The sequence below is a fragment of the Pseudorhizobium banfieldiae genome (genome assembly GCF_000967425.1).
Classification (GTDB): Bacteria; Pseudomonadota; Alphaproteobacteria; order Rhizobiales; family Rhizobiaceae; genus Neorhizobium; species Neorhizobium banfieldiae.
Genome location: NZ_FO082820.1, coordinates 259,430 through 281,294, shown reverse-complemented (window position 1 = coordinate 281,294; position 21,865 = coordinate 259,430). Strand labels below are relative to the sequence as shown.

The 21,865-nt window shown below is 61.9% G+C and carries 18 protein-coding genes; 8 read left to right on the top strand and 10 right to left on the bottom strand.

All coding sequences use genetic code 11. The features are described 5' to 3' along the window. Nucleotides 1–170: 170 nt before the first annotated feature. Complete coding sequence (locus NT26_RS01365; protein ID WP_052637013.1) at nucleotides 171–2,120, bottom strand: acetoacetate--CoA ligase; 1,950 nt, start codon at nucleotides 2,118–2,120, stop codon at nucleotides 171–173. Nucleotides 2,121–2,295: 175 nt separating this feature from the next. Here NT26_RS01365 and NT26_RS01360 point away from each other — a divergent pair, with 175 nt between their 5' ends. Then, nucleotides 2,296–4,131 (top strand): AsmA family protein, encoded by a 1,836-nt coding sequence (locus NT26_RS01360; protein WP_052637012.1) that lies wholly within the window; start codon nucleotides 2,296–2,298, stop codon nucleotides 4,129–4,131. A gap of 67 nt (nucleotides 4,132–4,198) precedes the next feature. On the opposite strand, the gene NT26_RS01355 is transcribed toward NT26_RS01360, so the two are convergent. From NT26_RS01355 to NT26_RS01335, 5 genes are all read right to left on the bottom strand, one after another. After that, nucleotides 4,199–5,017 carry an ABC transporter permease gene (locus tag NT26_RS01355; RefSeq protein WP_052637011.1) on the bottom strand — a complete coding sequence of 273 codons (819 nt, stop codon included), beginning with the start codon at nucleotides 5,015–5,017 and terminating at the stop codon, nucleotides 4,199–4,201. 3 nt (nucleotides 5,018–5,020) lie between these two features. Then, complete coding sequence (locus NT26_RS01350; RefSeq protein ID WP_052637010.1) at nucleotides 5,021–5,929, bottom strand: ABC transporter permease subunit; 909 nt, start codon at nucleotides 5,927–5,929, stop codon at nucleotides 5,021–5,023. A gap of 12 nt (nucleotides 5,930–5,941) precedes the next feature. Next, nucleotides 5,942–7,093, bottom strand: a complete 1,152-nt coding sequence (locus NT26_RS01345) for an ABC transporter ATP-binding protein (protein WP_052637009.1) — start codon at nucleotides 7,091–7,093, stop codon at nucleotides 5,942–5,944. A 73-nt stretch (nucleotides 7,094–7,166) separates the two neighbouring features. Beyond that, nucleotides 7,167–8,264, bottom strand: coding sequence for a polyamine ABC transporter substrate-binding protein (locus NT26_RS01340; RefSeq protein WP_052637008.1), 1,098 nt, complete (start codon nucleotides 8,262–8,264; stop codon nucleotides 7,167–7,169). Nucleotides 8,265–8,374: 110 nt separating this feature from the next. Next, nucleotides 8,375–9,793, bottom strand: coding sequence for a helix-turn-helix domain-containing protein (locus NT26_RS01335; protein WP_052637007.1), 1,419 nt, complete (start codon nucleotides 9,791–9,793; stop codon nucleotides 8,375–8,377). Nucleotides 9,794–10,012: 219 nt separating this feature from the next. Between NT26_RS01335 and aceA the strand changes: the two genes are divergently transcribed. Then, complete coding sequence (aceA, locus tag NT26_RS01330) at nucleotides 10,013–11,302, top strand: isocitrate lyase (protein WP_052637006.1); 1,290 nt, start codon at nucleotides 10,013–10,015, stop codon at nucleotides 11,300–11,302. A gap of 110 nt (nucleotides 11,303–11,412) precedes the next feature. Further along, nucleotides 11,413–11,649 carry an SMc00767 family acetate metabolism repressor gene (locus tag NT26_RS01325; RefSeq protein ID WP_052637005.1) on the top strand — a complete coding sequence of 79 codons (237 nt, stop codon included), beginning with the start codon at nucleotides 11,413–11,415 and terminating at the stop codon, nucleotides 11,647–11,649. A gap of 53 nt (nucleotides 11,650–11,702) precedes the next feature. On the opposite strand, the gene NT26_RS01320 is transcribed toward NT26_RS01325, so the two are convergent. From NT26_RS01320 to NT26_RS01310, 3 genes are all read right to left on the bottom strand, one after another. After that, nucleotides 11,703–12,575, bottom strand: a complete 873-nt coding sequence (locus NT26_RS01320) for a LysR family transcriptional regulator (protein WP_052637004.1) — start codon at nucleotides 12,573–12,575, stop codon at nucleotides 11,703–11,705. 284 nt (nucleotides 12,576–12,859) lie between these two features. Next, nucleotides 12,860–12,994 (bottom strand): hypothetical protein, encoded by a 135-nt coding sequence (locus NT26_RS23240; protein WP_280136235.1) that lies wholly within the window; start codon nucleotides 12,992–12,994, stop codon nucleotides 12,860–12,862. A 132-nt stretch (nucleotides 12,995–13,126) separates the two neighbouring features. Continuing rightward, the gene (locus NT26_RS01310; RefSeq protein WP_082077594.1) at nucleotides 13,127–14,314 is read right to left on the bottom strand and encodes a BaiN/RdsA family NAD(P)/FAD-dependent oxidoreductase; all 1,188 of its coding nucleotides are present in this window, start codon (nucleotides 14,312–14,314) and stop codon (nucleotides 13,127–13,129) included. Nucleotides 14,315–14,435: 121 nt separating this feature from the next. On the opposite strand from NT26_RS01310, the gene NT26_RS01305 reads away from it, so the two are divergent. From NT26_RS01305 to edd, 5 genes are all read left to right on the top strand, one after another. Then, nucleotides 14,436–15,887: a glutamine synthetase family protein gene (locus NT26_RS01305; protein ID WP_082077593.1), complete on the top strand. Its 1,452-nt coding sequence runs from the start codon at nucleotides 14,436–14,438 to the stop codon at nucleotides 15,885–15,887. Between the two features lie 8 nt (nucleotides 15,888–15,895). Further along, complete coding sequence (locus NT26_RS01300) at nucleotides 15,896–17,185, top strand: NAD(P)/FAD-dependent oxidoreductase (protein WP_052637001.1); 1,290 nt, start codon at nucleotides 15,896–15,898, stop codon at nucleotides 17,183–17,185. A gap of 90 nt (nucleotides 17,186–17,275) precedes the next feature. After that, a complete protein-coding gene (zwf, locus tag NT26_RS01295) occupies nucleotides 17,276–18,748 on the top strand; it encodes a glucose-6-phosphate dehydrogenase (RefSeq protein ID WP_052637000.1) in 1,473 nt (490 codons plus the stop codon). Nucleotides 18,749–18,751: 3 nt separating this feature from the next. Next, nucleotides 18,752–19,450 (top strand): 6-phosphogluconolactonase, encoded by a 699-nt coding sequence (gene pgl / locus NT26_RS01290; RefSeq protein WP_052636999.1) that lies wholly within the window; start codon nucleotides 18,752–18,754, stop codon nucleotides 19,448–19,450. An 84-nt stretch (nucleotides 19,451–19,534) separates the two neighbouring features. Continuing rightward, nucleotides 19,535–21,352 (top strand): phosphogluconate dehydratase, encoded by a 1,818-nt coding sequence (gene edd / locus NT26_RS01285; protein WP_052636998.1) that lies wholly within the window; start codon nucleotides 19,535–19,537, stop codon nucleotides 21,350–21,352. A 25-nt stretch (nucleotides 21,353–21,377) separates the two neighbouring features. On the opposite strand, the gene NT26_RS01280 is transcribed toward edd, so the two are convergent. Continuing rightward, entirely contained in the window at nucleotides 21,378–21,734 is a 357-nt protein-coding gene (locus tag NT26_RS01280) for a hypothetical protein (RefSeq protein ID WP_052641662.1), read from the bottom strand. Nucleotides 21,735–21,865 lie beyond the last annotated feature (131 nt).

The window sequence follows — 21,865 nt, the reverse complement described above, 5'->3', positions numbered from 1 at the left end:
GCGCCTGCTGCTTCGGACGGGTTTAGCGATGTCGCCCGCTACTGCTGCAATCTTTGCCGGGGCGACTTAATGATGCGTTAAAGTGGCACACGATCTCTGGCAACCGTCAGTCCCGCCCCAAACTGAAGCGGATGTGTCTCGATAGAGGGTCCTCCGCGTCATCCTGCCGATCAAGTCCGGAGCTCGGGGAGGTCAGCGAAAAGGTCCAGCGCCTCCGGATTGGCCAAGGCTTCCTTGTTCTTCACCGGCCGGCCATGGACCACATCCCTTACCGCCAGCTCGACGATCTTGCCGGACTTGGTCCTCGGTATGTCCGCAACGGCAATGACCTTGGCCGGGACATGCCGCGGAGACGCGCCGGTGCGTATCTTGTTCCTGATGGCATTGACAAGGCGATCATCGAGCACGGCCCCCGGCGCAAGACGTACGAAGAGGACGACGCGCACGTCCCCGTCCCAATCCTGGCCGATGCAGATGGCCTCGGCGATCTCCGGAAGCTGTTCGACCTGATTGTAAATCTCGGCGGTACCGATGCGCACCCCGCCTGGATTGAGGGTTGCATCCGAGCGCCCATGGATGATGATTCCGCCATGCTCGGTCCACTCCGCGAAGTCGCCATGGCACCAGACATTCTCGAACCGGTCGAAATAGGCAGCCCGATACTTCTCGCCTTCCGGGTCATTCCAGAACATGATCGGCATGGAGGGGAATGGCCTGGTACACACAAGTTCGCCCTTTTCTCCGCGCACGGGCTGCCCGTCGTCGTTCCAGACATCGACCGCCAGCCCAAGCCCCGGCCCCTGGATCTCACCCCGCCAGACCGGCTTCAGCGGATTGCCGAGCACGAAGCAGGAGACGATGTCCGTCCCCCCGGAGATGGACGCAAGGTGGATGTCCGACTTGACACCTTCATAGACGAAGGAGAAGCCCTCGGGAGAGAGCGGTGATCCCGTCGAGGTCATCAGCCGCAAATGGGACAAGTCGTGGGTCTCTCGCGGAACGAGTCCGCTCTTGCGTACCGCGTCGATGTACTTGGCCGAAGTCCCGAATACAGCGAATCGCTCATCCTGGGCATAATCGAACAGCACTTTTTCATTCGGTGCGAAGGGCGAACCATCGAACAGGCAGAGCGTCGCTCCGACCGCGAGCCCCGACACCAGCCAGTTCCACATCATCCACCCGCAGGTGGTGAAGTAGAACAGCCTCTCACCCGGCTCGATGCTGCAATGCAGGCGGTGCTCCTTCAGGTGCTGGAGCAGCACCCCACCGGCGGAATGAACGATACACTTCGGCACGCCTGTCGTTCCAGACGAGAAGAGGATGTAGAGTGGGTGCGCGAAGGGAAGGCGCACATATTCGACCTCGCGCGCCTCGAATGAGGCAATGAAGTCCGAAAGTGTTCGACCGTCAGCAAGCGAAGCGGCGAGCGCCGGTGCATCACCGGCATAGGGAATCACCAACACTGGAACGGAGAGCGCGGCGGCAACCGCCCGCACCTTGTCAGCGACGTCCTGCAGCTTTCCGTTGTACCAATAGCCATCACAGGCGATGAAGAGCTTTGGCGCAATCTGGCCGAACCGGTCCAGCACACCCTGCTCACCAAAATCCGGCGAACAGGAGGACCAGACGGCGCCGATCGACGCCGCCGCGAGCATCAGCGCCACCGTCTCAGGCATATTGGGCATCATTGCAGCGACGCGATCACCCTCCCGGATGCCGGCCGCCCGCATCGCCTGCTGGAGGCGGGAAACGTTGCCGCGGAGGCGATCCCAAGACCATGTATCGCGAGCCTTGTCCTCCCCTCTGAAGATCATGGCTTCGCCAGCACCGCGCTGGGACAGGAGGTTTTCCGCGAAGTTCAACCTGGCGTCCGGAAAGAAGCGGGCTCCGAGCATATCGCCACCGTTCACCAGCACACGAGTGCCAGGCTCCCCCTTGACGCCGCAGAACTGCCAGATGGCCGTCCAGAATGCTTCCGGCTCCCTCACAGACCACGCATGGAAGTCATCCACGGAGGTTGTTGGGCTTCCATGTCGTCCGGCGCACCAGGACATGAACGATTGAAGCGGCAGATCCTGTCGAACGTCCGACGGTGTCCACAGCGGCTGATCAGAATTCATAGGGTCTCCTCCATCCCAAGAACACCTCTCCTATAGCAATGCTGCAGCGCAAGATAAACGGCCAATGATCCGGTCCGGAGCCCAGTTTGCGCAACAAGCGCATTTCCTGTATCCGCAGGCCTTACCAGCAACTTGATCAAGACTACCGCGAGAGCCCGCGAGGCTCAGGAGGCCTATGGCAGAGGGAGTTGGCGTAATCTCGAAGCGACTGTTTCGCCGCTCGTGGCGTCCGTTCGGCGCGGGTATCCTGCTTCTTGTGGGGCTAGTGCTGGCTGTTCAGGCGCTGGCGCCTGTTCTGATCTCCAGCTCGATCGTGCGGGATGGGATAGAGCGTGCGCTGTCCGATTGGACGGGTCATGATGTTCGCATAGAAGGACCTCCAAAGCTCAGTTTCTGGCCCGAGCCCGAAATCGAGGTCAGCCGTATCGTCGTCACGAAACCGACGCCCGCAGGCATTCGCGTTCTGGCGCGCGTCTCGCGGATGACGGCCGACTTCCGCCTCCTCAAGGCTATCGGGGGAAGCCTGGAGTTTCGCGACTTCACGTTCTTCGACCCGGAGATCTTCCTCTTGCGTGACGAGGAGGGCCGCCTGGATTGGGCGCAGGAGGGTGGGCTCACTGCCGCAATACGCAGTGCTGTCGAGGTGGACGGACGCGTGGTTCTCGATCGGTCCCTGGACGTTGCCCCGGGCGACGTCACGATCAACAACGGCCGGGTCGAGGTGAAAGACGTTGCGACTGGGCGCGTCTGGTCGGGGCGTGGAATTACGGGTGATCTCGATTGGCCCCGACTATCCCAGCCAGCCTCGCTGCATCTGACGGCGGTGGTCAATGGGCAGGCATTGCAGCTTTCCGGCTCCTCAGGTGAGCCTCTACTCCTTCTTGCGGGTCGGTCTGCGTCCCTTGAACTCTCCCTCAACTCGGACCTGCTGGCAGCCGAGTTTGCCGGAACCGCAGACCTCGCGAAAGGAGGCTTCCTGTCTGGACCGGTCAAGCTCTCAACACCAAACACGCAAGCTGCTCTCGCATGGGCAGGAGTGCCGATTTCAGACCTTGCATCAGATGGACGATTGTCGATCGAGGCCCGGCTGCTGACAACTGAGAGAGCACTGCGCTTCGATGAACTGCATCTCACGACAGAGTGGATGGAAGCGACGGGAATAATTGACCTGCTGCTCCCGCAGGATCGCCCCCTGCGCGTGACGGGGACGCTGGCCGCGAACCGCTTCGACCTCGCCGACCTGCAGGCAGCGACGAGACCAAAGCCTGACGGCGACGGGAAAGGCAGTTTCCTGGACCGGATGGAACTCGACTTGCGTATTTCGGGACAGGACGTTTCGCTCGCCAACCTTTCGCTCACGCAGGCGGCGGTGAGCATCCTTCGTGAGAACGGTCAGTCCCGCTTTGATCTTGTGGATGGAACGCTCGGAGGGGGCGACATGACCGGTCAGGTCATCACCTCCGCACGGGCGGGAAAGCTCACCACCGATGTCGCGGTCTCTGTCCGCAACGCTGACCTCGGGGAGATCTTCGAGACGCTCAAGCTTCGTGGCCCCGTTCCCCACGCCCGGGGCTCCCTCGAACTGACATTGGCAACGACGGATGACGGCTGGAGCGGCTGGCGCAAGGGCCGGGGCTCCTTTCGCATGACGACCGGCCCGGGCACCTTGGCCGGTCTGGAACCCGAAACGATCCTTAACCGTGCACGCCAGGGGCGGTACCAGCCCCTGACAAACCCGGAGGGCCAGGACTTCGAGTACCAGAGCCTTGATCTTTCTGCGACGTTCGCACGTGGGTTGGCTGAGATCGAGACGGCCATCATCGAAGGCGACGGCCTGCGGGTGAAATTCTCCGGTGCGCTTCCGCTGACGGAAGGCGGTCTTGCGCTCTCGGCGACGATCAGCAGACCAGAACAGCAGGGTGAGGAGAACGTGCTGTTCATCGGCGGCTCTCTTTCGGAGCCGGTGGTGATTGCTCTGATGCCACCGGCCATTCCGGCTTCATCCGATTAGGGCCACCTCGGCCACCACCGCCACTGATTGGCGTGAGGCGCCGACCGGAAGGCTGGCGCCTTCGTCCTCAGACCGTTCCCCGCAGCGCCACATGCTCATCGCGGATGCGCCTGAACTCCGCGCGTTTTGAAGCGATGGAGGCGAAAATGACACCGACGGTCACCAGGCCGATCAGAATCGTGCAGATTGCGTTGATCTCCGGCGTCACCCCCAGCCTCACCTGCGAATAGATCTTGATCGGCAAGGTGGTCGCGCCGGGTCCGGTGGTGAAGCTTGCGATGACCAGATCGTCGAGCGAGAGGGTGAAGGCCAGCATCCAGCCCGCGACCACCGCCGGCATGATGAGCGGAAGCGTGACCTTGAAGAAGGTTTTGACCGGCGGACAGCCAAGATCCAGTGCCGCCTCTTCGAGGCTGCGGTCGAAGGTGAGAAGCCGCGACTGCACGACGATCGCCACGTAGCACATGGTGAAGGTCGTATGGGCTATCGTCACTGTCCAGAAGCCACGATCGACGTTGAGCGCCACGAACAGCAGGAGCAGCGACAGTCCGGTGATGACCTCCGGCATGACCAGCGGCGCATAGATCATTCCCGAAAATGCCGTTCGCCCGGGGAATCGTGAATAGCGAACCAGCGCAAGTGCCGCGAGCGTACCAAGCACGGTCCCAAGCGTGGCACTCAGCACCCCCACCCGCGCCGTGACCCAGGCGGCATCCATCAGCCCCTGATTGGACCACATGGCCGCATACCACTGGAGCGAAAACCCGCCCCAGACGGTCACCAGCCGGGAGGCGTTGAAAGAGTAGATGACCAGGATGATGATCGGAATGTAGAGGAAGGCGAAGCCCAGGGTGAGGATGATGGGGTCAAAGCGTGAGGACTTCATGGCTCACCTCACCTTCTGCTGCTGGTTCTGGAAGATCATGATCGGCACCACCAGCACCAGCAGGAGGAGCACCGCTACGGCTGATGCGAGCGGCCAGTCACGATTGCCGAAGAACTCCGTCCACAAGGTCTTGCCGATCATCAGTGTCTGGGCCCCGCCAAGCAGGTCGGGGATGACGAACTCACCCGTGATCGGGATGAAGCAGATCATCGAGCCGGCGACGACGCCCGGCAGGGACAGCGGGAACGTGATTCTCCAGAAGGCCTTCCAGGGAGGGCAGCCGAGATCGCTGGCCGCCTCGAGCAGCGTCCCGTCCATCTTCTCCAAGGCGGCATAGAGTGGGAGAACCATGAAGGGCAGGTAGGAATAGACGATGCCGATGAAGACGGCGATGTCGGTGCGGTAGATCTGCACCTGCTCGTCGGGACCCAGCAAGCCGAGCGCCTGAAGGAAAACCGTGAGAAGTCCTTCAGGCTTCAGGATGCCGATCCAGGCGTAGACACGGATCAGGAACGAGGTCCAGAACGGCAGGATCACCAGCATGACCAGGGTTGGTCGCAACGAATTCGGTGCGCGGGCCATGGCGAGTGCGATCGGATAGCCGATCAGCAGCAGGAGGACGGTCGAAATCGCCGCAATGCGCAACGAGGAGAGGTAGGACTGCAGGTAAAGTGGGTCCTCCAGGAGGAAGCTGTAGTTTTCCAGGTCCAGTTGGCGCACGAAGTCGCCGAGCATGCCGGGCCCCTCGAAGACCGGCAGGTAAGGCGGCATGGCGATTGCCGTGTCGGATAGCGATATCTTCAGGATGATCAGGAACGGCGCGGCAAAGAAGAGCAGCAGCCACAGATATGGGATGATGACGACCAGCCATCTCGCTGGTCCCGCCTGGGGAGGTGCCGCAGTGTCAGCCATTCTCCCCTCCCCTCAATTGGTCAGGATCAGCCCGGCATCCCTGGGCCAGCTCAGCCAGACCATGTCGCCGAAGGTAATCGGGCGATCGACCAGCCTGGAGACGTTTGCCTGCGCGGCGCGGATGATCCGACCGTCCTCCAGCCTGACAAGAAAGACGGAAAAATCGCCGAGATAGCCGATATCCCAGACCTCTCCATGGGCTGCGTTGACGCCCGTATCGGAGGGAGGATCGAGAGTGATGCGGACTTTCTCCGGCCGAATGGCGAAGGCCGCCTTGCTTCCCTCGACCGCCGCACATTCCTGCTCCACCGCAACTCCCAAGCCGTCACAGTTCATGGTGACGATCATCGATGAGCCGCCGCTCACTCCGGTGACTGTACCTTCCATGATGTTGATGTCGCCTATGAAATCGGCGACATACCGGCTGTTGGGCGCCTCGTAGATCTCGGCAGGCGTGGCAACCTGAACGATCCTGCCCTTGTCCATCACCGCAATACGATCCGAGACCGTCATCGCCTCCTCCTGGTCATGGGTGACGATCAGGAACGTCAGGCCCAGCGTGTGCTGGATATCCATCAATTCGAACTGCGTCTCCTCGCGCAGCTTGCGATCGAGGGCGCCCAGCGGTTCGTCCAGCAGAAGCACTTTCGGACGCTTCGCGAGGGAGCGGGCCAGAGCCACGCGCTGCCGCTGGCCACCGGACAATTGTCCGGGCTTGCGCTTCGCAAACTCCTCCAGCCTGACGAGCCTCAGCATTTCCTGGACCCGCTCGTCGATCTCTCCCTTCGGCAGCTTGTCCTGTTCGAGACCGAAGGCAATATTCTTCTCCACCGTCATGTGGGGGAAGAGCGCGTAGCTCTGGAACATCATGTTGGTCGGGCGCCGATAGGGCGGCACACCCGAGATGTCCTTTCCTTGCAGCAGGATTCGACCTTCCGTCGGCTCCTCGAAGCCTGCCAGCATCCGCATCAGCGTGGTCTTGCCGCAACCCGATGGGCCGAGCAATGAGAAGAACTCACGCTCGTATATGTCGAGGCTCAGTTCACTGACGGCGGTGAAATCGCCGTAGCGCTTCGTGATGTTCTCAAAGCAAATGAATGGTACGGCGTCGGGTTCTGTCCATGGAGAAAACGTCCGTTTCACGGGTCCCAGAGATCTGGCCATGCCTGCTCCATCGAGCGTTGCGGGTATCAGAGACAAGAATGCGAAGGGGGGGGTCACTGCCCGCCCCTCTGTATCAGCTGCCGGTCTTGATCTGGGTCCAGATCCGGTTGAGCACGCGTTGCTCACGCGGTCCGTAGGGAGAGATGGTGAAGAGCTTCGACACTGTCTCGGCCGGAGGATAGACGGAGGGGTTCTCCAGGACTTCCTTGTCGAGCAGTTCCTGCGATGCCAGGTTGCCGTTTGCATACTGGACGTAATTCGAGGCCTTGGCGATGACCTCGGGCTTCATCAGGAAGTTGATGAATTCGTGGGCCTCCTCGACATTCTTGGCGTCAGCCGGGATCGCCAGATTGTCGAACCACATGTATGTGCCTTCCTTCGGGATCACGTACTCCACGTTCACGCCGTTGCCCGCCTCTTCAGCGCGCGCCTTGGCCTGCAGGACGTCGCCCGACCAGCCCATCGAGATGCAGGTATCGCCATTGGCCAGTTCGTCGATGTAAGCCGACGAGTTGAAAGTCTTCACGAACGGGCGGATGTTCATGTAAACCTCGCCACCTGCCTCAAGGTCGGCCGTCTCCTTGCTGTCCGGATCCTTGCCGACATAGTTCATCGCGATCGCGAAGGTCTCGTCGGAGGCGTCGAGGATGTTGATGCCGCAGGCTTTCAGTTTCTCGGCATTTTCTGGCTTGAAGAGGATGTCCCAGCTGTCGACCGGCACGTCGCCAAGCGCTGCCTTCACCTTGTCGACGTTATAGCCAAGCCCGGTCGTTCCCCACATGTAATTTACGGCGTACTCGTTGCCGGGGTCGTACTTGGCCAGGCGCTCGGTGATTTCTGGCCACATGTTCGACAGGTTCGGCAGCTTCGACTTGTCGAGCTTCTGGAAAACGCCCGCCTGGATCTGGCGCGCCAGGAAGGGTCCGGTCGGAACAACGACGTCATAGCCGGAGCCACCGGCCAGAAGCTTCGTCTCGACGATTTCGTTGGAATCGAACACGTCATAGACGACCTTGATGCCGGTTTCCTTCGTGAAGTCTTCCAGCACCGACTCATCGATGTAGTCGGACCAGTTGTAGACATGCACCACCCGTTCCTGGGCCATGGCGGCGGTAGCGGTCACGGCGAGGCTGGCAACGGTTGCAGCAAGATGCAGCAGCTTGGTCTTCATGATCTCTCCAGTTCGACTTGTCGGCCATCGATGCAGCCGTTCCCCATTTCGAGGCGAGAGTAAGAAGGAAATTTTGCCGCCACAAGGAAAATGTGCACTGCAGGATCGGCTTACTGGAAATCGAAGGCGCTCAATCCCGTCACCATCTCGTCAAGCCCCAGCGGGCGCGTCAACGGGGGTTCCGCGCGGGCAAGGCAGCCCCGTCGTTCGCAGAGGCGGCAGGCCGTGCCGGCGAGCACCCGCGCGGCTGTGCTTTCAACGGCCGGGCCATAGACAGTCTCGCCGGCGAGCGCCAGTTCGCATCCGATGAGCAAGGCAGTCCGCCTTATCCGTTCTCCGAAAGCCGCCTGAGGTCCGTCGATCGTGCGGGAAACCGTCAGGTAGGCGGTACCATCGGGCATTTCCGCCGCTTCCGCCAATATCTGGCCAGGCTGGGCGAAGGCTGAGTGGATGCCGAGCTTCGGACAGAGCCCGCCGAACGCCGCCTTGGGATAGCCTTGCGATCCCGCACGCCGGATCACATTGCCCGCATGATCCAGTTCGAGCAGGAAGAACGGAAGCCCCGCCGCCCCGGGTCTGGAAAGCGTGGTGATCCGGTTGGCCGCCTGCTCGAACGAAACATCGAAGCGGGACCTCAAGAGGTCGATGTCATAGCGGGCCTTCTGCGCAGCCGAGAGGAAGGCCCCATATGGCATCATCAGCGCATGCGCGGCATAGCGCGCCAGTTCGAACCTTCCGATGCGGCGTGCCTCGCTGCTGGTGAACGACAGGTCTTCCAGTTCCGCCAGGATCTCCGAGGATAACGCCAGTTGTGCAGCCTCGGCGGCCAGTTCTCGCGTCCTGTCGAAAGGAGACAGCCTCTCGGACAAAAAGAGCCGCATCGAGTGGCGATCATATCGGCGTCGCAGATTTGGCATTGCGTGTATGGGCAGGGTGCGCGCGGCAATACCATGCTGGGCCTTCAGCCAGGCCTTCAAAGCTCCCGGCAGGTCCTCCCCTGGACCCAGGCGTTGCACGAACTCTTCGGCTGCATCTTCGATCCGGCCGAAGAAGTTCGGACGACGCTCCAGCCTGTCCCGGACTTCGTCGATCGGCAGATGGGTTGCAGAAACCGAAGTCTCATGCCCCTCCTTCGCCAGAATGTCGGTGAGATCCGTCAGGCGGGCCGCCTGTTCCCGATATGCCCGGTAAAGCTTCACCATTCCAAGCGCGGCATTGGGAGCAGCCTCCGCGACTTCGAGGATTTCCTGATCACCCGGAATTTCGCCCGACAGGAGAGGATCGGCAAACACTTCGCGCAGCTGGGTCGCCGCGCCGTTGCCCTCTCCCTGCAGCAGGTCGAGATCGACCTTGTAGACCGAGGCCAGCTTGATGAGCAGTTGTACCGTGAGCGGGCGCTGGTTCCGCTCGATCAGGTTCAGATAGGACGGCGATATCCCAAGCGCCTCCGCCATTGCCGTCTGCGTCAGGCCGAGCCCGAGACGAACACGTCGTACGCGAGGCCCGGCGAAAATCTTGCGTTCAGCCATTTGTCACCTTTTTTTACACGCCCGCACCAGACAGCTTCTTTGACGATTTTTACATCTTCACAACAGCCCTTGTCAAACAAGCGACATCATAACCCTTTTGATGTCTCTGTTTTTGCATATTTTCTGGCAGTTCGGCGTTTGCATCTGTAAATCCCGTCACAGACGCAGGCAGCTACGGTTGCTGATGCGGAAGCCACGAATGAAGATGGAGCCTTGCAGATGACCGACTTTTACAACCTCATTCCGAACGCCCCGAAAGACCGTTATGACGGCATCGAGCGCCCCTACACGGCAGAGGACGTGAAGCGTCTGCGCGGCTCAGTCGAAATCAAGTACACGCTGGCGGAGATGGGCGCCAATCGCCTGTGGAAGCTGATCAACAAAGAGCCCTTCATCAACGCTCTCGGCGCGCTCTCCGGCAACCAGGCCATGCAGATGGTCCGCGCCGGCCTGAAGGCCATCTACCTCTCCGGCTGGCAGGTCGCTGCCGACGCCAACACCGCGTCCGCCATGTATCCGGACCAGTCGCTCTATCCGGCTAATGCAGCTCCGGAGCTTGCAAAGCGGATCAACCGCACACTGCAGCGCGCCGACCAGATCGAGACGGCCGAAGGCAAGGGGCTTTCCGTCGAGACCTGGTTTGCGCCGATCGTCGCCGACGCGGAAGCCGGCTTCGGCGGACCGCTGAATGCGTTCGAGATCATGAAGGCCTTCATCGAAGCCGGCGCCGCAGGCGTTCACTTCGAAGACCAGCTCGCCTCTGAGAAGAAGTGCGGCCATCTCGGTGGGAAGGTTCTGATCCCGACGGCGGCCCATATCCGCAACCTGAACGCCGCTCGCCTCGCCGCGGACGTCATGGGCGTCCCGACGCTGATCGTCGCCCGTACCGATGCCGAGGCCGCCAAGCTCCTGACCTCGGACATCGACGAGCGCGACCAGCCTTTCGTCGACTACGATGCCGGTCGCACGGCCGAAGGCTTCTACCAGGTCAAGAATGGCATCGAGCCCTGCATCGCCCGTGCGATCGCCTATGCTCCGCACTGCGACATGATCTGGATGGAAACCGGCAAGCCGGACCTGGAACAGGCCCGCAAGTTCGCCGAAGCCGTCCACAAGGCACACCCGGGCAAGAAGCTTGCCTATAACTGCTCGCCGTCGTTCAACTGGAAGAAGAACCTGGACGACGCGACGATCGCCAAGTTCCAGAAGGAACTGGGTGCGATGGGCTACAAGTTCCAGTTCATCACCCTCGCCGGCTTCCACCAGCTGAACTATGGCATGTTCGAACTGGCGCGCGGCTACAAGGATCGGCAGATGGCCGCCTATTCCGAGCTGCAGGAAGCCGAATTCGCGGCAGAGGTCAACGGCTACACCGCCACCAAGCACCAGCGCGAGGTCGGCACCGGCTACTTCGACGCTGTCTCCATGGCGATCACCGGCGGCAAGTCCTCGACCACAGCCATGAAGGAATCGACCGAGACCGAGCAGTTCAGGCCGGCCGCTGAATAATATCCCGGGCACAGCCCTTCGCCATGCCTCTTCCCGTCCGCGGGGAGAGGAGACCGACCAGCACCCGGATCAGCAACTTCAAGAACCCCGCGTATAAGAGGAGAAATACAATGACCCCACAGACCCGCGTCAAGGAACGTGCCGAAGAACAGGCATCCGCCATGACCACCGACCAGCAGGCCATGATCCGTATGGTCGCCAACGACCTACACCGTCTCAACCAGTCGGTCATGAAAGCCGTCGACGCTGGCGTATCGGTCGAACTCGTCCGCTCCGCCCGCCATCATGGCGGCGACGGAAACTGGGGCGATCTCCTCATTCCGGTTGTTGTCACCCAGGCTCACTGAGCAGGCCATGATAAGCAAAGGGCGTCGCGCATGTCGCGGCGCCCTTTGCGCATTCAGCCCGTCGAGGCAGGGCGGCGGCCTGCAAAAAGGTCGACATGGCTGCACACAAGCTCCGTGATCCGGTCCACGACCGTCCGGATCTCCCGCCTGTGACGGTCGTCATTGTTCATCACGATCCACTGAGTGTGACGCAGGGCAGTTATCTCCTCCCCTACCCGTTCCAGCCGAACGTCATTGTCCCCCACGAAGCATGGCAGCACGGCGATACCCGCGCCTGCGATCACCAGGTCACGGAGCGATCTCGGCCGATTGACCGTCACTGTAATCGCGCCCGCCTGATGCTCGTGCGGATAGCGGAGATAAGCGGAAATCGCCTCTTCCTCCGCAACGGCAAGCCAGCGCCCCCGACCTGAGGTATCGGCCTCGCGGGAGCGGTAAGCGGCGTAAGCCACTTCGCCCAAACGGCGCGCGGCAAGATTACCCTCCTCCGGCTCGAAGGCCCGGATGCCGATATCGCTCTCGCGGTGCGCGAGGCTCGCCCTTCGCTCCGCGATGAACATGTCGATGCGGAGGTTCTCTTCGGCCGTCTGAAGGCGTGTGTGATGCCTTGCCAACCACCAGGCAAGCCAGGTGCCGCAGGCGATCCTCACCAGCGGCGAAGCGCTTTCCTGTTGCCACGCATCTATCCGTCGTGCCGCACCTTCCATCTCCTGCACCTGCTCGAAAAGCACCGCACCCTCAGGCGTCAGCTGATAGCCGGTCCGGCTGCGGAGAAAGAGCGGGCGCCCCACGCCGCCTTCCAGCTCGAGCATCCGACGTCCGATGGTAGCAGGGCTCAAGCCGGTGACACCGGCAGCGCCGGACAGGCCGCCATGACGGGCGACCTTGAGGAAAAGTTCGTATGTGTCCCAACCTATGTTTTTCATCGGTGAAAAACATAGCGCGTTTCCGGCTGTTTCAGAAGCCTATGAACCGTTCCATCTCAGACGACGGCTTTTCATTTTCGGAGGTAGAGACAATGTACGAAGTCGTTGCTGCGATCGTGGCATCATCCCGAGCATGGGAGAATAGAGGAAGGAGGGAGCGTGGACTGGAAGATCGATATTATCAGCGGTTCGCAACGCCGATACCGCGTGCTCCTGCAGCCGTCTGCCGGATTGCGGGCAGGCTCTTGAGCCTCAGGCCGTCGGTCAAGGACGATTCGCGACGATCAGAGAATTGCCGGCAGCGCCAGGAAGGCAGCGGTCGCGCCAGCGCACAGCAACAGGAGGCGCAGACGAAAGAGCCGGTCGGCATCCTCAGCCTTGGCAATGGCGACAGCACGGGCACGGCGAACTTTCTGCATGATCTGAACCCCAAGAGCGTTGTCGGTCGCGGTCTGCCGCGACAGGCCGCATGCCACATCCTGACAGCAGGAATTTGCCGGCATCAAGGCAGGATGATCAAAGCACCTTAACAAGGCTTGAATCAGCGATGCCTACAATGCGTCCCCACAAACATGGCCCGAGGCCCAGGCCCACTGGAAATTATACCCCCCAAGCCAGCCGGTCACATCGACGCACTCGCCGATGAAGTGGAGGCCGGGAACCTTCCTGGCGGCAAGCGTCCGCGAATCCAGTTCCTTTGTATCGACACCGCCAAGGGTTACCTCCGCCGTGCGATAGCCTTCGGATCCCGCCGGCCGAACACGCCATTCCTGGGCCGAGGCAGCGACCGCCTGGAGCACCTTGTCCGGGCAGTCGGCCAGTTGGACATGGGCTGCGACGCCCGACCTTTCCAGGAGGTACTGCGCGAGGCGCCTCGGCAAAAGCTCGGACAGCACGGTCAGAGGCGCCTGGCGGCCATTCTCCCTCCGCGCCGACCTCAGCATCTGGAAGAGGTCATGCTCCGGCTCGATCTTCAGCAGGATATCATCGCCTTCGCGCCAGTAGGACGATATCTGCAGGATAGTCGGTCCGCTCATACCCCTGTGGGTTAAGAGGAGTGCTTCGCGAAAGGCCGTCTTTCCGTGACGCACCTCCGCGGGGACAGAAACTCCCGACAGCGGCGCCAGACGCTCGAGCAACTGCGGATCGAGCGTCAGCGGCACCAGCCCCGGGCGGGTTTCGATCAGGTTCAAGCCGAACTGCTCGGCGATCCGATAGGCAAGACCAGTGGCTCCCATCTTAGGGATCGACTTGCCGCCTGTGGCGACCACCAAGGCCGGGGTCTGGACTGGCCCGGTTGACGTTCCGACACGGAATACTGCACCGGTGTGTTCGATCGACGAAATCTCCTGCTGGAGCTCCATCTCAACATCCGCGGCGCGCATCTCTGCCGTCAGCATTCCGATGATCTCTTTGGCGCTGCCGTTACAGAACAACTGTCCGAGCGTCTTCTCGTGCCAGGCTATGCCATGCTTGTCCACGAGAGCAATGAAGTCACGCGGCGTGTAGCGCGCAAGGGCGGACTTGGCGAAGTGGGCGTTGGCGGAGATGTAGTTTGCCGGCGAAGTCCCGGTATTGGTGAAGTTGCATCTTCCGCCGCCGGAAATACGGATCTTTTCGCCCGGCGCCTTCGCATGATCGAGGAGCAGGACCCTCCTGCCGCGCTGCCCGGCACGAATGGCGCACATCATCCCCGCGGCTCCGGCTCCAAGAATGACGGCGTCGAATTTGCGGACCAAGTGCGGCTCCCTTCAGCAGGTTTCCCTGTTTGCGATCAGTCGGGCAAAGTCAATGCCGCCCCCTCGCCAATTGCCAATCTCTGGTTATGATGGCGCTCCGATCAACGCATACCGGTGCTTCATGACGCGCAAGAAACCGTCGCCTGCCTCCCCATCCGCAGGGCCTGTGCTGAAATCGACCGGCGGACAGCCTGCGCCACCAGCCCTGACCTCTCTGCGCGGCGTACACGACTGGAAGGAAGCCGTCGCCTGGCTGCGGGCGCGCGGCATCGAGGATGTCGAGTGCATTACGCCAGACCTCGCAGGCGTCCCGCGCGGCAAGATGATGCCGTCGTCGAAGTTTACCTCCAACACGTCGCTTGCCTTGCCTTCCGCTCTCTACCGACACACGATCTCCGGCGAATATCCGGACGAGACGGCCAGCTTTCGCTATGAGCCACGCGACAGCGACCTGAAGCTGGTTCCCGACCTTTCAACTCTCTCCGTCGTGCCTTGGGAGACGGATCCGACGGCCCAGGTCATCTGCGATGTGGTCGGCATCGGCGGCGACAACGTCCCCTACACGCCTCGCGCCGTCTTGAAGAACATCGTCGACCTTTATCATGAGCGAGGGTGGAAGCCGGTGGTCGCGCCGGAAATCGAGTTCTACCTCGTCGCCAAGAATGATGATCCGGACTATCCCCTGCATCCGCCGAAGGGACGCTCGGGCCGCGCCATTCTCGGCGGCCAGGGGTATTCGATCGCCGGCATCAACGAGTTCGATGAACTGATCGACGACATCTATCATTTTTCCGAGAAGCAGGGCCTGGAGATCGACACGCTCATTCACGAGGAAGGGCCTGCCCAGCTCGAGATCAATCTGCGGCACGGCGACCCGATAGAATTGGCCGACCAGGTCTTCCTCTTCAAGCGCACGATCCGCGAAGCTGCGCTGAAGCACGGCATCTACGCAACGTTCATGGCAAAGCCGATGCAGGGTCAGGCGGGATCCGCGATGCACATCCACCAGTCGGTGGTCGACATCGAAACGGGACGGAACGTCTTTTCCAACGAGGACGGCTCCCCCTCCAGCGAGTTCTTCCACTTCATCGGCGGCATGCAGACTTATGTCCCCAAGGCGCTCGTGATGATGGCGCCCTATGTCAACTCCTACCGCCGCCTGACACCGGACATGGCAGCGCCGGTAAACAATGCCTGGGGATATGACAATCGCACCACGGCCTTCCGCGTACCGGTCTCCGATGCTGGCGCGCGGCGCGTGGAGAACCGCCTACCGAGCTCCGACGCAAACCCTTACCTGGCGCTGGCAGCCTCCCTCGCCTGCGGGCTGCTCGGTATCATGAACAAGGTCGAGCCGGGCCCCCCGACGGAGCACAGTGCCAATGAAGGTTCGATTGAATTGCCGCGGGGCCTCCTGGAGGCCGTCTCGGCGCTTGAGGCGGAGCCGGCCCTTGCGGAGGTGCTCGGCCCGGAGTTCATCGGCCTCTATGCCGGCGTCAAGCGCGGCGAATTCGAGACCTTCATGCAGGTCATCAGCCCGTGGGAGCGGGAATTCCTGCTCCTCAACGTCTGAGTGGCGTGATGAGTGAGTGGCAGAGCCCGATTGCTCCAGGCATATCCTGGTATCAGGCCACGGTCGGTGAGCGACCGACCTATTCTGCCATGGACGGCTCCAGGACGGCCGACGTGGCGATCGTCGGCGGCGGCTTCACGGGGCTGCAGGCCGCTTTCAATCTTGCCCAGCTAGGCCTGTCGGTTGTCCTCTTGGAAGGCGCCCGCCTCGGTGACGGCGCGTCCGGCCGCAATGGCGGCCAGATGGGAACCGGGCAGCGCGCTTGGCCGGAGGAGTTGGAGCAGAAGATAGGTTTCGAGCGCTCGAAAGCACTGTTTGACATGGCGGAGGAGGCGAAGCGCTACCTGCTCAATTTTGCGTCCGAGCACCGTATCGACATGGACTACACGCCCGGCCAGATGAATGTGGCGCACAAGCCGGGCTACGAGAGGGACTACCGCGCCAATGCCGAGATCGCGGCAGAGCGTTATGGCTATCCGCATCTCAGCTTCATGGACCGGGAAGAAACGGCAGAGCGGACAGGCTCGCGACACTATTACTGCGGCGTCCGCGACACCGGCACCGGGCACATCCACCCGCTCAAGCTGCTGGTCGGCCTGGCGCACGCCGCGCAGAGCGCCGGTGCCCACATCCACGAGATGACGAGGGTCACCGCGATCCGTCGGGGAGACGGAAAGACGCTGCTCGATACGGCGCGGGGTACGGTCTCGGCAGACCGGGTCCTAATCGCCACCAACGGCTACATCGAGAAGCTTGAGCCGGTCACGGCCGGTCACGTCATGCCGATCGGATCCTTCATTGCGGCAACGGAGCCGCTGGACGATTACCCGAGCGTGCTGCCGGGCGGAGAGGCCGTAGCGGACTCCCGCTTCGTCGTCCGCTATTTCCGCAAATCGCGTGACAATCGTCTGCTGTTCGGCGGCCGCGAAGTCTACTCTTCCAGCAGCCCGGAAGACACCGCACACTTCATCCGCCGGCAGATCATCGAGACTTATCCGTCCTTGAAAGATATCCGCATCACCCATGCCTGGGGCGGCTATGTGGGGATCACCATGCCGCGGCAGCCGTTTGTCCGCGAAGTCATGCCGGGGGTCACCTCGATCGGCGGCTATTCCGGCCATGGCGTCATGTTGTCGAATTTTTGCGGCAAGCTCTATGCCGACCGCCTGACCGGTACGGCGGATGCGCTGGGTGATCTGGAGGCGCTCGATGTGCCGAGCTTCCCCGGCGGTGCCCATCTACGCAAGCCGCTGCTGTTCCTTGCCCTTACATGGTATGCGCTGCGCGACCGGGTGTAACAGCGCCTCAAAAAATGCGCCTGGGGACTGGAATTTTTAAATCGATTAGATTAGGAACGTCCGAGTTTGAAAAGACGAGAGACGAGCCTTATGAGCAGCCAGATTATCCCGGTCGATCCCTTTGATTGCGTCGTGTTTGGCGGATCGGGCGACCTTGCGGAACGAAAGCTGTTGCCGGCGCTCTATCATCGACAGGTCGAGGGACAGTTCCTCGAGCCCACCCGCATCATCGGTGCGTCCCGCAGCCCGCTTTCCGACGAAGAGTATCGGACCTTTGCGCGTGACGCGCTCCGCGAGCATCTCAAACCCGGAGAATACAATGACGCCGAGGTCGAGCGCTTCTGCAAGCGGCTGTTCTACATCCCTGTTGACGCGAAATCGGATCAGGGCTGGGACAAGCTCAAGAAGCTTCTGGACGGCGGCAAGGATTGCGTCCGCGTCTTCTATCTTGCCGTTGCTCCGTCGATCTTCGGCGCCATCTCGGAAAAGATCCGCGACCACAAGCTGATCACCAAGCAAACCCGGATCGTCGTGGAGAAGCCGATCGGCCGCGACCTCGCGTCTGCACTGGAGCTCAATGACACCATCGGCCGGGTATTCCAGGAAGAGCAGATCTTCCGCATCGATCACTACCTCGGCAAGGAGACGGTGCAGAACCTGATGGCGCTGCGCTTCGCCAATGCCCTCTACGAGCCTCTCTGGAACGCGCAGCACATCGACCACGTGCAGATCACCGTTGCGGAGGCCGTCGGACTGGAAGGCCGCGCCGGCTATTACGACACGGCCGGCGCACTGCGCGACATGGTGCAGAACCACATCCTTCAACTGCTCTGCCTTGTCGCCATGGAAGTCCCCTCTTCGCTGAGCGCCGAGGCGGTGCGAGACGAGAAGCTCAAGGTCTTGCGGGCACTTAAGCCCATCACCGAGGGCAATGTCGAGCACATGACTGTGCGGGGCCAGTACCGAGCGGGAGCATCTGCTGGAGGGCCGGTAAAAGGTTACCTGGACGAGTTGGAAGGCGGCGTCTCCAACACCGAGACCTTCGTTGCCATCAAGGCTGAGATCGGAAATTGGCGGTGGGCCGGAGTGCCCTTCTACATCCGCACGGGCAAGCGGCTGGCGACACGAGTGTCGGAGATCGTCATCACCTTCAAGCCGATCCCCCACAACATCTTCGACCAGGCAGCGGGGCGCATCTCCGCCAACCAGCTGATCATTCGGCTGCAGCCAGACGAAGGCGTCAAGCAGTCGCTGATGATCAAGGACCCTGGTCCCGGCGGCATGCGCCTTCGCGGCGTCTCGCTCGACATGAGCTTTGCCGAAGCCTTCGCCGTCCGCAATCCGGATGCCTACGAACGCCTGCTGATGGATACGATCCGCTCGAACCAGACGCTGTTCATGCGTCGCGACGAGGTCGAGGCGGCCTGGCAGTGGGTAGATCCAATCCTGAAGGGCTGGGAATCCACCGGCCAGGCAGTCCAGGGCTACACCGCAGGAACGTGGGGTCCAAGCCAGGCAATCGCGCTGATCGAGCGCGACGGCCGCACATGGCACGAGGGTTGAGTGATGGAACCAAACCTGCACGAATTCTCAGACGGTACGGTTCTGGCGGAAAAGCTTGCCGATCAGGTCGCCCATCGCCTCGCCGCGGCAGTGGAAGCGCGTGGCGAAGCAAGTCTCGCCGTATCGGGCGGCTCCACGCCGAAGAGGTTCTTCCGGGCAATCGCCAACAGGGACATCGATTGGGCGAAGGTCACGGTCACGCTGGTCGACGAACGTTTCGTTCCTGCCGATCATCCGCGGTCCAATCATCTGCTGGTGCGGGAGAACCTCTTGCAGGGCAAGGCGGCAGCGGCACGCTTCATCCCCCTCTACCATGACCGCCCGAGCGTCGAGGAGGCTGCCCGCGTGGCGACGGCGGCGGCCAACACGATCACCCCGCCTTTCGATGTCGTCATCCTCGGCATGGGTGGAGATGGCCATACTGCCTCCTTCTTCCCACATGGCAGCACGTTGAACCAGGCGCTCGACGCCGCCGGGCCTCGCTCTGTCCTGCCCATGGAGGCCGACGGCGCCGAGGAACCTCGCCTGACATTCTCCTTTTCCAGCCTCACGGATGCCGGAATGCTTGTGCTCCATATCGAGGGGCAGTCGAAAAAGGACGTGCTGGCCAAGGCGCAGGAAGGCACCAACGAGACGGAGATGCCGATCCGCGCGGTTCTTCACCGAGCCTCTTCGCCAGTGGACATCTACTGGGCGCCCTGACGCCCGCCCCGAAGCATCACCCGGGGCAATCCGGCGGCATCTGCCGCTCCCAGCCGGCTTGCTCCCGAACCAAAGGACATGGCCATGGCTGCTCATTCGCAGATCGAAGCAATTACAGCCCGCATCGTCGAACGCTCGAAGCCGCGCCGCGAACGCTATCTCGACCAGGTTCGTTCGGCTGTTTCGCGGGGTCCCCATCGGGCAGTACTTTCCTGCGGCAACCTCGCCCATGGCTTTGCCGCCTGCTCCCCCGCCGACAAGGCAGACCTTGCGGCAGACGTGGTCCCCAACCTCGGCATCATCACCGCCTATAACGACATGCTGTCGGCGCATCAGCCTTACGAGACCTTCCCGGCCATCATCCGCGAAGCGGCCCGGGAGGTCGGTGGCGTGGCACAGGTCGCTGGCGGGGTGCCGGCGATGTGCGACGGCGTCACCCAGGGCCAGCCAGGAATGGAGCTTTCGCTGTTCTCGCGCGATGCGATTGCCATGGCTGCAGGCATCGGCCTCTCCCACAACATGTTCGACGCGGCCGTCTTTCTCGGCATCTGTGACAAGATCGTTCCCGGCCTGGTGATCGCTGCGCTGACCTTTGGTCACCTACCGGCCGTGTTCATCCCAGCAGGTCCCATGACGTCGGGGCTGCCCAATGACGAGAAGTCGCGGATCCGCCAGCTCTACGCGGAAGGAAAGGTCGGGCGGGCAGAACTGTTGGACGCAGAGTCCAAATCCTATCATGGCCCCGGCACCTGCACCTTCTACGGCACTGCCAATTCGAACCAGATGCTGATGGAGATCATGGGCTTCCACATGCCAGGCGCCTCCTTCATCAATCCGGGCACGCCGTTGCGGGACGCCCTGACCAAGGAAGCCGCCAAGCGTGCGCTCGCGATCACGGCGATCGGCAACGAGTTCACACCGGCTGGGGAGATGATCGACGAGCGCTCCATCGTCAACGGCGTCGTGGGTCTTCATGCGACCGGCGGCTCCACGAACCACACGCTTCATCTCGTTTCCATGGCGCGCGCTGCCGGGATCCACCTGACATGGCAGGACATTTCCGAGCTGTCCGACATCGTGCCGCTACTGGCCCGCGTCTACCCGAACGGCCTTGCCGACGTGAACCATTTCCACGCCGCCGGCGGCATGGGGTTCCTGATCAAGCAGTTGCTGAAGGCGGGGCTCATCCACGACGATGTCCGCACCGTCTTCGGTCACGGGCTTGAGGCCTATACGATCGAGGCGAAGCTCGACGCGGCAGGCAGCATCGTTCGGCAGCCGGCGCCGGAGGAAAGCGGGGACGCCAAGGTGCTCGCGAAAGCGGAGGCGCCATTCCAGCCGAACGGCGGGCTCAAGATGCTGACAGGCAATCTCGGCAAGGCCGTCATCAAGATCTCTGCCGTGAAGCCGGAGCGGCATGTGATCGAGGCGCCGGCGATCGTCTTCCATGACCAGCAGGAACTGCAGGATGCCTTCAAGCGAGGCGACCTCAACCGCGACTTCATCGCGGTCATGCGCTTCCAGGGTCCGAAATCCAACGGCATGCCGGAACTGCACCGCCTGACGCCGCCGCTTGGGGTTCTCCAGGACAGGGGCTACAAGGTCGCGCTGGTGACCGACGGGCGCATGTCAGGTGCCTCCGGCAAGGTTCCTGCCGCGATCCACGTGACGCCTGAAGCCTCCGACTCTGGCCCGATCGCACGGATCCAGGACGGTGACCTGATCCGCCTCGACGCAAGCAGGGGAACCCTGGAAGTGCTCGTCGACGCAGCCGAGTTCTCCACGCGGACTCCTGCGAGCGCCAATCTGGAGCAGAACGAATTCGGCATGGGCCGCGAGCTTTTTGCGATCTTCCGGAAGAATGCGGGAACGGCAGACAACGGCGCGAGCGTCTTCGCCTGACCTTGCGGCTTGTGCCGCGAGGCCCTTACCAGGAGCGGATATCCAGCACCTTGTCGCGATGGGCGGGGTGCGTGCTGAAGACGAAGATCCGATCAAGTTCCTTCTGGCTCAACAACCGAAGGAAGCGGACTTCGATCGTGTTGTTGGCATAGGTCTTCATCAGCAGGCAACCGATCTTGGATATCCGGGCGTCCGGAATATCCAGGTAGAACTGCTGGGGCAGCTTGTACTGGGTCAGGATGCCGATGATGGCTCCGCTCAGCGAGATGCGCAGGATATCACAGCGGCGGGCGGCCATGTTCAGCACGCCGTTCTCGGTATACTCGATCCGTGCCGCGTTCATGGTGTCCTCCATGCGGAACCGCGTCTCGCGATCGTACATGAAGGATTCTTCCTTGTTCAGGAAGTGATTTTTGCCACCGCTGAATGCACCCACGGCCAGTCTCCTACTCTGCCCGACAAACTTACAGGTCGAAGCTTAACAGAGGGTATGTCTTGGGCGTCCATGGGCGA